This is a genomic window from Amycolatopsis sp. SID8362, from assembly GCF_010550475.1.
Lineage (GTDB): Bacteria > Actinomycetota > Actinomycetes > Mycobacteriales > Pseudonocardiaceae > Amycolatopsis > Amycolatopsis eburnea.
On record NZ_JAAGNB010000496.1, the window covers coordinates 1 to 11,531 of the forward strand.

Annotated in this window: 12 protein-coding genes and 2 tRNA genes; 10 read left to right on the forward strand and 4 right to left on the reverse strand. The window is 71.7% G+C overall.

The window, feature by feature from the left end:
* Positions 1-1,186: adenylate/guanylate cyclase domain-containing protein (locus tag G3I65_RS15780; RefSeq protein ID WP_160696782.1), on the reverse strand; the 1,186-nt coding region annotated here is incomplete at its 3' end.
* Positions 1,187-1,250: 64 nt separating this feature from the next.
* On the opposite strand from G3I65_RS15780, the gene G3I65_RS15785 reads away from it, so the two are divergent.
* The gene (locus tag G3I65_RS15785; RefSeq protein WP_160696783.1) at positions 1,251-1,748 is read left to right on the forward strand and encodes an FBP domain-containing protein; all 498 of its coding nucleotides are present in this window, start codon (positions 1,251-1,253) and stop codon (positions 1,746-1,748) included.
* Here G3I65_RS15785 and G3I65_RS15790 read toward each other — a convergent pair.
* Together G3I65_RS15790 and G3I65_RS15795 are read right to left on the reverse strand one after the other, a co-directional pair.
* Entirely contained in the window at positions 1,745-2,557 is an 813-nt protein-coding gene (locus G3I65_RS15790; protein WP_160696784.1) for a class I SAM-dependent methyltransferase, read from the reverse strand. The two genes, G3I65_RS15785 and G3I65_RS15790, sit on opposite strands and share 4 nt — an antisense overlap.
* On the reverse strand, positions 2,557-3,240 hold the full coding sequence (locus G3I65_RS15795; RefSeq protein WP_160696785.1) for a FadR/GntR family transcriptional regulator: 684 nt from the start codon (positions 3,238-3,240) through the stop codon (positions 2,557-2,559). Before G3I65_RS15795 ends, G3I65_RS15790 begins: the two co-directional genes overlap by 1 nt.
* Before the next feature lie 56 nt (positions 3,241-3,296).
* Between G3I65_RS15795 and G3I65_RS15800 the strand changes: the two genes are divergently transcribed.
* The 3 genes from G3I65_RS15800 to G3I65_RS15810 all read left to right on the forward strand — a co-directional run bounded on the left by G3I65_RS15800 (position 3,297) and on the right by G3I65_RS15810 (position 5,111).
* Complete coding sequence (locus G3I65_RS15800) at positions 3,297-3,908, forward strand: GNAT family N-acetyltransferase (RefSeq protein WP_239071227.1); 612 nt, start codon at positions 3,297-3,299, stop codon at positions 3,906-3,908.
* The gene (locus tag G3I65_RS15805) at positions 3,905-4,258 is read left to right on the forward strand and encodes a VOC family protein (protein WP_160696787.1); all 354 of its coding nucleotides are present in this window, start codon (positions 3,905-3,907) and stop codon (positions 4,256-4,258) included. The genes G3I65_RS15800 and G3I65_RS15805 overlap by 4 nt, the downstream gene beginning before the upstream one ends.
* 79 nt (positions 4,259-4,337) lie before the next feature.
* Entirely contained in the window at positions 4,338-5,111 is a 774-nt protein-coding gene (locus G3I65_RS15810) for a sulfite exporter TauE/SafE family protein (protein WP_160696788.1), read from the forward strand.
* Here G3I65_RS15810 and hisC read toward each other — a convergent pair.
* Entirely contained in the window at positions 5,092-6,156 is a 1,065-nt protein-coding gene (hisC, locus tag G3I65_RS15815) for a histidinol-phosphate transaminase (protein WP_160696789.1), read from the reverse strand. The genes G3I65_RS15810 and hisC overlap by 20 nt on opposite strands.
* A gap of 146 nt (positions 6,157-6,302) precedes the next feature.
* On the opposite strand from hisC, the gene G3I65_RS15820 reads away from it, so the two are divergent.
* The 6 genes from G3I65_RS15820 to G3I65_RS15845 all read left to right on the forward strand — a co-directional run.
* Entirely contained in the window at positions 6,303-6,932 is a 630-nt protein-coding gene (locus tag G3I65_RS15820; RefSeq protein ID WP_160696790.1) for a dienelactone hydrolase family protein, read from the forward strand.
* Between the two features lie 19 nt (positions 6,933-6,951).
* The gene (locus G3I65_RS15825) at positions 6,952-8,931 is read left to right on the forward strand and encodes an acetoacetate--CoA ligase (RefSeq protein WP_160696791.1); all 1,980 of its coding nucleotides are present in this window, start codon (positions 6,952-6,954) and stop codon (positions 8,929-8,931) included.
* Between the two features lie 37 nt (positions 8,932-8,968).
* Complete coding sequence (locus tag G3I65_RS15830) at positions 8,969-10,684, forward strand: phosphatidylglycerol lysyltransferase domain-containing protein (RefSeq protein ID WP_160696792.1); 1,716 nt, start codon at positions 8,969-8,971, stop codon at positions 10,682-10,684.
* Positions 10,685-10,749: 65 nt separating this feature from the next.
* Positions 10,750-10,839 (forward strand) — tRNA-Ser (locus G3I65_RS15835).
* Positions 10,840-10,888: 49 nt separating this feature from the next.
* A tRNA-Arg gene (locus G3I65_RS15840) sits at positions 10,889-10,962 on the forward strand.
* Positions 10,963-11,080: 118 nt separating this feature from the next.
* A partial coding sequence (locus tag G3I65_RS15845; protein WP_160696793.1) for a HEAT repeat domain-containing protein occupies positions 11,081-11,531 on the forward strand: 451 nt, incomplete at its 3' end.

An 11,531-nucleotide genomic window follows, 5' to 3' on the forward strand; every position in this document is an offset into this window, starting at 1 on the left:
TCGCGCGGGCCGCGGCGAGCGCGGCGGTCGGCGCGTCCGCCAGCCGGGTCGGGGCGCCGAAGATGCACAACGCGGCGTCGCCCTGGAACTTGTTGACCAGCCCGCCGCGCGCGCCGACCGCGGAGACGACGGCGGCGAACAGCCGGTTCAGCTTCCCGACCAGCTCCTCCGGCGGCGTCCGGTAGGCCAGCGCGGTCGAGTCGACGACGTCGACGAACAGCGCCGTCACCTCGCGGACGTCCCCGGACAGCGAAGCGCCGTACTCCAGCGCGTGCCGGGCGACGTCGGCGCCGACGTGCCTGCCGAAGAGGTCCCGCATCCGCGCCTGCTCGCGCAGGCCGGCGGCGAGCTGGTTCACCGACGTCTGGAGCAGGCCGATCTCGCTGGAGTCGTCGACGTCGACGGCCACGCTCGTGTCGCCGCGCGCGATCTCGTCGAGCGCCACGCGCAGCCGGTGCAGCGGCGCGGCGACCGCCCTGGCCAGCAGCGCGGTGCCGATCGCGCCGACGGCGAGGCCGATCACCGACAGCAGGACCAGGCTCGCGGTGGGGTTGCCCGAGCCGAGGTCCGGCGGGGTGGCGACGAGCAGCACGCCCACGAACGGGACGCCGCTGGCCAGCGCCCAGGTGACGACCAGCCGGGTCAGCACCGTGACCGGCAGCGAGCCGCGCGGCGGCAGGACGCCCAGCGCGATCGTCATCACCGGCCGCGCCACCCACTCGGCCGCGAGGTAGGTGAGGCCGACCGTGGTCAGCCCGCCGAGGCCGATCACCGTCGCCATGCCGACGGCGTCGTCGGCCGAGCCGAGCGCCCCGGCCAGCGAGGTGAGGATGACCGTGCCGATCAGCCAGAGCGTGCCGCTGACCACGGCCATGTCGACCGGCAGCCGCAGCGCGCGCTTGGCCTCGCTCTCCGACGGCGGGCGGCCGAGCACGAACCAGACCGCGGTGCGCCGCTGCAGCCACGCCGTCCACACGGTGCCGGCGAGCAGCGACGCCGCGACGATGAAGGCGGCGGTCATCCCAAGCACCCAGCCGTGCTCGCCGACGTCGCTGGGCAGGCCCTGCAGCACCAGCAGCAGGGCGACCACCCCGGAGCCGGCCACACTGGAGCCGACGCCCAGACCGGCGAAGCCCAGGCTGGTGCGCAACACCACCCGGAAGTTCCTCACGGCGATCTTGCGCACGGCGTTGATCGTACGGCCGAAAATGCGTGGCCACCGCCGGTGCCCGCTGGTTACCGTGCCGATCATGGACCCACTCGGCCAGGACGAGATCCGGGCCTCGTTCGTCAACTGCACCCGCGGCGAAGCCAAGGGCGTGACGCTGCCCGCCCGGCCCGAAGAAATCCCGTGGGACAGGAGGGAATTCCTCGGCTGGCGCGACTCCAAGGCACCGGGGCGCGCCTACCTCGTGCTGCCCCACGGCGGCGAAGTGGTCGGGCTCGCCCTGCGCGCGGCGCCCGCGCCGAAGTCCCGGCTGCGCAGCAACATCTGCGGCTTCTGCACCACGACGCACGGGCTGTCGGACATCACGCTGTTCTCCGGCAAGCGAGCGGGGAAGGCCGGCCGCGACGGCAACACGCTGGGCATCTACGCCTGCGGGAACCTCGGGTGCTGCCAGTACGTCCGCGGCGAGCTGAAGTCCGACGTGCCGCAGCCGTTCGAGACGCTCACCGTGGACGAACGCGTCGCGCGGCTCGAGGAGAAGCTGCACAAGTTCGTGGCGCGGGTGCTGGAGTCCCGCTAGAAGCGGTACCGCACGAGCCGCGCCATCCGCGCCAGCGGCGGGAAGTACTTCAGCGTCCGCAGCTGGAACCGCGTGAACGGCCGGAGCCGGGCCAGGACGTCCGGGGTGGCCCAGTGCGCCGCGTCCAAAGAGGACACCAGCGTCAGGCCGTAGCGCTCCAGCTCGTGCGGGTCGTCGACGCCCCAGCGCAGGGTCGCTTTCGCCCGCCGGACGGGCGTGTTGAGCTTTTGCGCCTTGATGCCGAGCTTGCTGAAGACGTCGCAGACGAGTTCGCCGGAAGGGAACTTCGCGACCAGCCGGCGGATCAGCTCGGCGCCGTCCTCGGGGGTCAGGTACATGGTCAGGCCCTCGGCGACGATCAACGCGGGCCGGTCCGACGGCACCTGGTCGAGCCAACCGAAGTCGGTGACCGAGGTGCCGATGTTCGTGTGGTTCGGCGCCGGCGCGTAGAGCTTTTCGCGCAGCTCGACGACCTCGGGGTAGTCGACGTCGTACCAGTGCGTGGTTTCCGGCGGGGCGAGGCGCTGGAACCGGGTGTCCATCCCGCAGCCGAGGTGCAGCACGACCGCGTCCGGGTGCCCGGCGAGGTATCCGGCGGCCCAGCCGTCGATCGGCTTCGCGCGCAGGACGACGCTCACGGCGCTGTCGCGGGTGATGCCGAGCTTCGCGAAGTCGTAGTCGATCTGCCGGACGGCCTCGTCGGCGGCCCGGTCGCCGAGCACCGGGTCGGCCTCGCGGCTGTCGAGCGCGCGGCCGTAGAGGGTGGCCAGCATGGTGGCCTTTTCCTCGGTGAAGCGCACCTTCTCCATCAGTGCTCCTCGGCGGCGAAGTCGTGGGCGTAGGTCTTGGCGTCGAGCAGGTGCTTGAGGGTCAGCTCGCGGGCCGCGGCGGGATCGGACCGGCGGACGGCGTCGAGGATGGCGCGGTGGTCGTCGACGGCCTTGCGGATCTGGCCGGGCAGCCGCAGCGCCGCCCGCCGCTCCTCGCCGACCAGGGCGAGGACCGAGCGCAGCAGCCCGGCGACGTCGTCGTTGCCCGCGTTCTGCGCGATCACCCGGTGGAACTCGGCGTCGGTGGCGATCACGCGCAGCATGTCCCCGGCTTCGGCGGCCTGCGCCATCTCGGCGACGTTGTCCTCGAGCCGGCTCACGGTCTTCGCGGTGGCGTGCCGCGCCAGCCGCTCGGCGAGCGTCGGCTCGACGGTCGCGCGCAGGTCGAAGAGCTTTTCGACGAGCTGGTCGTGCTCGGTGAACCAGGTGCGCAGGGGCTGTTCCTGCTGCTCACGCACGTAGGTCCCGGAGCCGGCGCGGATCTGGACGTAGCCGATGGAGTCGAGAACGCGCAGCGCCTGCCGCAGCGACCCGCGGCTGATGCCGAGCTCCTCGCACAGCACGCGCTCGGCGGGCAGCCGCGACCCCGGCGGCAGGTCGCCGGAGTCGATCCGCGACCGCAGCCGGTCCACGGTCGCGCTCCAGACCTGCTCGGTGTCCACACCGCCCATCCTGTCAGCTCCGGGAATTGTCGGGGGTGGCTGTCATGATCGCGGACATGGAGATCTTGGGGGCGTGGGCGCGCGGCTGGGCGGTGTCGCGGGCGGTGGCGGCGCCGGTCGAGGAGCCGGACGGCCACCGTCTCGACGTCGGGATGCCCGGCCACCGCGTGCGTTATTTGTTGCGCTCGCCGTCGACGGTGGCGTCGCGGGCGCGCACGGTGGCCGCGCCCGGCACGTGGCTGAAGACGTGCGGCCCGCGCGCGGCGGTGCTGGCGGGGCTGACGGCGGAGTGGGAGGCAGGGGAGACGGAGTACTTGATGACGTTCGAGGGGCCGGTGCCCGCGGTGGCGGCGCCACCGGGGTACGCGGTGGCGGTGACGGGTGCGGGTCCGGCGTGGGACGTGGCGGTGTCCTGCGACGGCGCTTCGGCGGCCCGGGGCCGGGTCGCGGTGGCTGACGGGGTGGCGGTGTTCGACAAGATCGAGACGGAACCGGAGCACCGGCGCCGGGGGCTGGGCCGGGTGGTCATGCACCGGCTGAGCGCCGCGGCCGGAGTCGGGTCGAGCGCGTTGCTGGCGACGGAAGCCGGGCGCGGGCTGTACGCGTCGCTCGGCTGGCGGGTGGTGTCGGAGCTGGTGCCCGCGCACGTCCCGGAGGGAGCGGCGTGACGGCGAAGTTCAAGGACCTGGCGCTGGACGCGAACGACCACCAGGCGCTGGCGGACTGGTGGTGCGCGGCCCTGGGCTACGTCCGCCGCGACTCCCTGACGGGAGACTCGCGCCCCGACGACTGGCCGGTCCCGATCGTCGACCCGGCCGGCGAGGGCCCGCTGATCTGGCTCAATCCGGTCCCGGAGGCGAAGTCGGTGAAGAACCGCATGCACCTGGACGTCTTCGGCGAGACGTCGGAGCTGCTGGCGCTGGGTGCGACGTTGATCCGTGAGCGGGGAGGTGATGTGGATTGGGACCAGCTGGCCGACCCGGAGGGCAACGAGTTCTGCGTCTTCACCCCGCGCTGAGTGTCTGGCCTGCCACATCTGAGCCCGTGCGCGTCGCGGCTCCGCGCCGCGATGCTTAGGCTCCGCACGTGAATGCTTCATGACGTGGTGGCACGCGGCGATCATCGTGGTCGCCGGGATCTGGGCGGGCACCATCAACGCCGTCGTCGGGTCGGGGACGCTCGTGACCTTTCCCGTACTCGTCGCGCTCGGCTATCCGCCGGTGACGGCGACGACGTCGAACGCCATCGGGCTCGCGCCCGGGACGCTCAGCGGGGCCTGGGGGTACCGGCACGAGCTCAAGGGCTACTGGCGGCAGACCGCGAAGTTCGCCGCCGCGTCGTTCCTCGGGGCCATCGGGGGCACGATCCTGCTGCTCTCGCTGCCGAAGGACGCCTTCGAAGCCGTCGTGCCCGTGCTCGTCGGCCTGGCCGTGATCCTCGTGATCGTGCAGCCGAAGGTCTCCAAGTGGGTGGCGAAGCGCCGCGAAGCCAACGGCGAAGAGCACAAGGCCGGCCCGCTGCTGATGTTCTTCATCTTCCTCATCGGCATCTACGGCGGGTACTTCACCGCCGCGCAGGGCGTGATGCTGATGGCGGTCATGGGGATGCTGCTGTCCGAGCCGCTGCAGAAGCTCAACGGCGTCAAGAACGTGCTCGCCGCCGTCGTCAACGTCGTGGCCGGGGTGATCTACGCGTTCGTCGCGCCGATCAGCTGGGCCGTCGTGCTGTGGCTGGCGGTCGGGTCGACCGCCGGCGGCTTCCTCGGCGCGAAGATCGGCCGGAAGCTGCCGCCGGCGGTGCTGCGCGGCGTGATCGTCGTGATCGGGGTCGCCGCCGTCGTCCAGCTGGTCGTCAAGCAGTTCGCGAAGTGAACTCGCGGGCCGCGGCCAGGAACAGGTCGTTCTCCTCGCGGGTCCCGATGGTCACGCGCACGCCGTCGCCGGCGAACGGGCGCACCACGAGCTTGCGGTCCAGCGCGTGCTCGGCGAACGGCACCGCCTGGTCACCGAGGGGCAGCCAGACGAAGTTCGCCTGCGTCTCGGGCACCTGGTAGCCGGCTTCGAGCAGCGCGTCCCGGACTCGCCCGCGTTCGGCGACGATCTCCTGGCAGCGCGCCAGCAGCTCGTCGGCCGCGTCCAGCGACGCCAGCGCGGCGACCTGGGCCAGCATGTTCACCGAGAAGGCGACGTACACCTGGCGAAGCGCGTCCGCGATCGGCTCCGGCGCGACCGCGTACCCCACGCGCAGGCCCGCGAGGCCGTACGCCTTCGAGAACGTGCGCAGCACCATCACGTTCGAGCGGGTCCGCGTGTACTCGACGCCGTCCGGCACCTCCGGGTCGGTGACGAACTCCTTGTACGCCTCGTCGAGCACGATCAGCACCTGCTCCGGCACGGCGTCCATGAACCGCTCGAGCTCGGCGCGGCGGATCGCCGTGCCGGTCGGGTTGTTCGGGTTGCAGACGAAGACGACCCGCGTCTTGTCCGTGACCGCCGCGAGCATCGCGTCCAGGTCGAGCTCCTGGCCTTCGGTGATCGGCACCTTCACCGAGACGGCGTTCGCGACCTGCGTGACGATCGGGTACGCCTCGAAGGAGCGCCACCCGAAGATGACCTCCTCGCCGGGCGCGCAGACGGCCTGGATCGTCTGCTGGCACAGCGACACCGAGCCGCAGCCGATCGCGACCCGCTCCACCGGGACGTCCAGGTCGCGGGCCAGCCGCTCGCGCAGCACCTGCGACCCGGTGTCCGGGTAGCGGTTGATCCCGGCCGCGGCCTCGGCGATCGCCTGGGCGACGCTCGGCAGCGCGCCGCCGGGCACCTCGTTGCTCGCCAGCTTGATCGCGCCTTCGATCGTCCGGCCGGGGACGTATTTCGGCAACGATTCGAGATCGGCACGCGGGGACACGGACGGCATCTTCGGCGCTCCTGGAATTCGACGGGACGACCCGGTCACCGTATCTTTTCCGCCCGCCGCCCCGCGAGTCCCTTCAGACGGTCGGCGGCGTGCTCTCCTGCCACACTGGGTTCCTCCCGTTCACTTCGAAGTGATTGAGTGACGCAATGACGTCGACCAGCACCGTGGACTACCAGCGCACCGACGGCCCCACCCTCCGCCTGACCTTCTCGGAGCCCGAGGGGGCGCTACGCGGCGGCCTGGTGGTGCTGCACGAAGCGGACGGCGTCACCGACGGCGTGAAGCTGCTGCTCGCCAGCCTGGCCACGGAGGGGTGGCTGACCGTCACCCCGCACCTGGAGAACGACCGCCTCACCCAGCAGGATCTCCTCGACGCGACCGACCTGACCCTCGCCTGGCTCGTCGAACGCGGCGTCCAGGGCGACCTGCTCGGCGTGATGGGCTTCGACCTCGGCGGCACCGCGGCCCTCGTCGTCGCCTCGCACCGGAAGCTGGGCGCGGCCGTCAGCGTCGGCGGGCAGCAGGCCGCCGAACTGCCCGCGCTGGTCGAGATCGCCGGGAAGCTCACCAGCCCGTGGCTCGGCATGTACGGCGACGCCGGCGACGAGGCGGGCGGTGCCGAGGTCGAGCGGCTGCGCGACGCCGCCGCGTCGGCGAAGGTCGCGACGAACGTCGTCCACTACCCGGGCGCGAACCACCGCTTCGACGCCGACCCCGGCGCGGCGGCCGAGGCGTGGCAGCGGACCCTGAACTGGTTCGACGCGCACCTGCGGTAGTCGGGATTACCCTCGTGACGTGACGCACACCGCAGACGCTCCCGAGGTCCTGTGGCGCCCCGAGCCGCGCCACGTCGCCGACACCAAGATCGAAGCCTTCCGCCAGTGGCTGCGCGCCGAGCGCGGCGTCGAGGTGGACGACTACCGGTCGCTGCACGAGTTTTCCGTCGAGCGCGGCCCGGACTTCTGGGCGGCGGTCGCGGACTTCCTCGGCGTGCGCTGGCACGACCGGCCCGGCGAGGTGCTCTCGGGCGGGATGCCGGACGCCGTCTGGTTCGAGGGCGGCACGCTCAACTACGCGGAGCACGCGCTCACGCCCGGCGTCGCGGGCGCCGCGAAGGGCGACGACGAGACGGCGGTGATCTTCCACCGCGAAGACGGCCTAGCCACCCAGCTGACGTACGGCGAGCTGCGCGCGCAGGTCGCGGCGGCCCGTGCGGCGTTCCTCGAGCTGGGCATCGGCAAGGGCGACCGGGTCGTCGCGCTGGCTCCGAACTGCCCGCAGACGCTGGTCGCGTTCCTGGCCGTGGCGAGCATCGGCGCGATCTGGTCGTCGTGCTCGCCCGACTTCGGCGTCCGCGCGGTCGCGGACCGGTTCGTGCAGATCGAGCCGAAGCTGTTCTTCGCCGTCAACGCCTACGCGTACAACGGCCGCCAGTTCGACATCCGCACGACCGTCGCCGACCTGCGGGCGAAGCTGCCGTCGCTGGCCGCGACCGTGCTCGTCGAGTACGTCGGCGAGGGCCGGATGGACGGCACGCTCGACTGGGCCCAGTTGCTCGCGAAGCACCAGGGCGCGCCGCTGCTGTTCGAGCCGGTCGAGTTCGCGCACCCGCTGTGGGTGCTCTACTCCTCGGGCACCACCGGCCTGCCGAAGGGCATCGTGCACGGCCACGGCGGCATCGTCCTCGAGCACCTCAAGGCCCTCGCGCTGCAGACGGACCTCGGGCCGGGCGACCGGTTCTTCTGGTTCAGCACCACCGGCTGGATGATGTGGAACTTCCTCGTCTCGGGCCTGCTGGTGGGCACCACGATCGTGCTCTACGACGGCAGCCCGGGGTACCCGGACCTGAACGCGCTCTGGCACTTGGCCGAGCAGCACCGCGTCACCTACTTCGGCACGTCGGCGCCGTTCATCCAGAGCTGCCTCAAGGCGGGCATCAAGCCCTCCGAGCGCTACGACCTGACGGCGTTGCGCGCGGTCGGCTCCACCGGCGCGCCGCTGAGCGTCGAAGGCTTCCGATGGATCGTGAACGAGGTCGGGCGGACCGTCCAGATCTGCTCGGTCTCCGGTGGCACCGACCTGTGCGCGGCGTTCGTCGCGGCCGCCCCCGACGTCCCGGTCTGGCTCGGCGAGCTGTCCTGCCCGGCGCTGGGCGCCGCGGTCAACGCGTTCGACGAGGCCGGCAACGCCGTCGTGGAGGAGGTCGGCGAGCTGGTCATCACGAAGCCGATGCCGTCGATGCCGGTGTTCTTCTGGAACGACCCGGACGGCTCGCGCCTGCGTGAGGCGTACTTCGAGATGTACCCGGGGCTGTGGCGCCACGGCGACTGGATCCGGCTCACGAACCGCGGTTCGGCGGTCATCTACGGCCGCAGCGACTCGACCCTCAACCGCGGCGGCGTCCGGATGGGCACGGCGGAGTTCTACCGGGTCGTCGAGGGCTACGACGAGATCGCGGATTCCCTGGTCGTGGACACCTCGGCGGCCGGGAACGAGGACGGGCAGCTGATCTGCTTCGTCGTGCTCGCCGGCGGCGCCGAGCTCGAAGCGGTCGAGCCCCGGCTGCGGAAGGAGCTCCGCAGCGCTCTGTCACCACGCCATGTACCCGATCGGTTCGTGGTGGTTTCCGAGATTCCTCGTACCTTGAACGGTAAGAAGTGTGAGGTACCGGTGAAGAAGATCCTCGCCGGTGTGGCTCCCGACCGGGCCGTCAGCCGCGACGCGCTGGCCAACCCGGCGGCGCTGACGCCGTTCGTGGAGCTCGCCGGGGGCTAGATGGGGGAAGCATGATCGTCCACAACGGGTTGTACGGGTGGTGACGGGTACTCGCGCGCAGACCACCTGGCGGGTGGCGGGGGCCACCACCGTGGGGGTGATCACCTGGGTGACCCGGCTGGCCGGACTGATGACGCTCGTGTCGGTCCTGGTGCCCGCCGGGCGCCGCAACCTGCGCGGGCGCCTGTCGGAGTGGCTGGAGCTGCCGCAGGAGGCCACGGTCGCGGCGGCGACCGTGGCGTTGGTCACCGGCGTGCTGCTGGTGCTGCTGGCCGCGGGGCTGCGGCGGCGCAAGCGCCGGGCCTGGCAGCTGGCGGTCGGCGCGACGGTGCTGCTCACGATGTCGCACCTCGGGTTGCGGCACGTCTTCGGCGCCGGGCTGGTGTCGGTCGTGCTGCTGGTGGGCCTGATCGCGAGCCGGCGCTACTTCGTCGCGAAGCCGGACCCGGTGGTCGGCCGCTGGCGCGCGGTGCGCGTGTTCCTGCAGCTGGCGCTGGCCGGGTTCGTGATCAACGTCATCCTGCTGTCGGTCGCCTCGCGCGCGGTGCTGGAGCCGATGAGCTTCGCCGACCGCGTGGCGGAGTCCGCGCTCGCGCTGGTCGGCGCCAGCGGGCCCGCCGAGTTCCACCAGATGTGGCTGGAGGACATGACGGCCGCCGTCGGCCTGCTGTTCGGCCTCGCCGCGGTCCTGGTCTCGGCGTACTTCCTGCTGCGGTCGGCCGAGCCGGCGCCGCGGCTGAGCGACGAGGAAGTCGCCCGCCTCCGCAAGCTGCTGGACGAGCACGGCGAGCGGGATTCCCTCGGCTACTTCGCGTTGCGGCGCGACAAGTTCGCGGTGTTCTCCCGCACGGGCAAGGCCGCGGTCACCTACCGCGTGATCGCGGGCGTGGCGCTGTGCTCGGCGGACCCGCTGGGCGACCACGAGGCCTGGCCGGGCGCGATCGAGGAGTACCTGGAGGTCTGCCGCCGCAACGGCTGGGTCCCGGCCGCGATGGGCGTGTCCGAGCTGGGCGCGACGGTCTGGGCCCGCTTCGGCCTGGAGGTACTGGAGATCGGCGACGAAGCGGTCGTCGACGTCGACGGGTTCACCCTGGACGGCCGGATCATGCGCGGCGTCCGGCAGGCGGCGGCCCGCACGAAGCGCGCGGGCTACAAGGTGCTGGTCCGCCGCGCCGAGGACCTGCGCTTCGGCGAACTGGACGAGCTGACGGCCCTGGCCGCGAACTGGCGCGGCACGGACACCGAGCGCGGCTTCTCGATGGCGCTAGGTCGCATGGGCGACCCGAGTTCGGTCCTGGTGACGGCCGAGCAGGGCGGCCGCGTCCGCGGCGTCCTCCAGTTCGTCCCGTGGGGCGCGACGGGCCTTTCCCTGGACGTCATGCGCCGCGACCGCACGGCCGACAACGGCGTCAACGAGCTGATGATTTCGGAACTCCTGCTGGCCGCCGGCCGCCACGGCATTTCCCAGGTTTCGCTGAACTTCGCGGCGTTCCGCGCCCTGATGGAACAGGGCCAGCGCATCGGCGCGGGCCCGGTCGCGAAGACGGCGGCGAAGGTCCTGCACTTCTTCTCGCGCTGGATCCAGATCGAAACGCTCTACCGCTTCAACGCGAAGTTCCAGCCCCGCTGGGTCCCGCGGTACCTGGTCTACCCGGGCGTGCGCGAACTGCCCCGCGTCGGCATCGCGACGTTCGAGGCGGAGGGCCTCGGCGGACGCTCTCCACGCCTGCTCAGACTGCTGCGCCGCGCCTGAGGGGGGTCGCTTTCAGGGGTGATCCGGGGGTGTGTAACCTATCTGAGCAGTGGTCGTTGGGCCCAGGAGGCTTCGCCTAGTCTGGTCTATGGCGCCGCACTGCTAATGCGGTTGGGGGTAACCCCCCCTCCCGGGTTCAAATCCCGGAGCCTCCGCTGGTACCCGGTTCGCCGGGTGCTAGGTTAGAAGAGAACAACTGAACACGCGCCCGTAGCTCAGCTGGATAGAGCATCTGACTACGGATCAGAAGGTCAGGGGTTCGAATCCCTTCGGGCGCACGTCTGGTTGAGACAGCAAGAAGACCCCCTCGCGAGAGGGGGTCTTCTTCTTTTTCCGGCGAACTTGCTTGACCTTCACACTGTGACAACCTCTTCACTGCGGGGAGGAGGTGGTCACATGGACCCGACACAGCTGAGTGCCGCGAACTCGTCGGCGCGGTTGCAGGCCGCGCTGGCGATGGGGACGCGCTCCGACCCCGGGGACGTCGAGGCGCTCGTGGCGCGGTGCGCCGTCGAGCCGGACTTCTTCGTGCGCGACATGCTCACCTGGGCGCTGACCCGGCTCCCCGCGGCCGTCGTCGTGCCGAAACTGCTCGTGGAGCTGCGGTCCGAGCGGCCGCAGGCGCGGAGCCAGGCGCTGCACACGCTGTCCAAGATCGGCGACCGCGCCGTGTGGCCGTCGATCACGCGGTCGCTGCTGCACGACACCGACGAGGAGGTCGCGCGCAGTGCGTGGCGGGCCGCCGTCGTCCTCGTGCCCGAGGGCGAGCGGGGTGCGCTGGCCGTGGACCTGGCCGCGCAGCTCGGCCGCGGGGACCGGGCCGTGCGGCTGAGCCTCAGCCGGGCGC

Excerpts from the sequence above, each read along its gene's own strand:
- G3I65_RS15785 (WP_160696783.1), top strand. The coding sequence starts at position 1,251 with ATGGACCCACTCGGCCAGGACGAGATCCGGGCCTCGTTCGTCAACTGC.
- G3I65_RS15790 (WP_160696784.1), bottom strand. The coding sequence starts at position 2,557 with ATGGAGAAGGTGCGCTTCACCGAGGAAAAGGCCACCATGCTGGCCACC.
- G3I65_RS15800 (WP_239071227.1), top strand. The coding sequence starts at position 3,297 with ATGGAGATCTTGGGGGCGTGGGCGCGCGGCTGGGCGGTGTCGCGGGCG.
- G3I65_RS15810 (WP_160696788.1), top strand. The coding sequence starts at position 4,338 with ATGACGTGGTGGCACGCGGCGATCATCGTGGTCGCCGGGATCTGGGCG.
- hisC (WP_160696789.1), bottom strand. The coding sequence starts at position 6,156 with ATGCCGTCCGTGTCCCCGCGTGCCGATCTCGAATCGTTGCCGAAATAC.
- G3I65_RS15820 (WP_160696790.1), top strand. The coding sequence starts at position 6,303 with ATGACGTCGACCAGCACCGTGGACTACCAGCGCACCGACGGCCCCACC.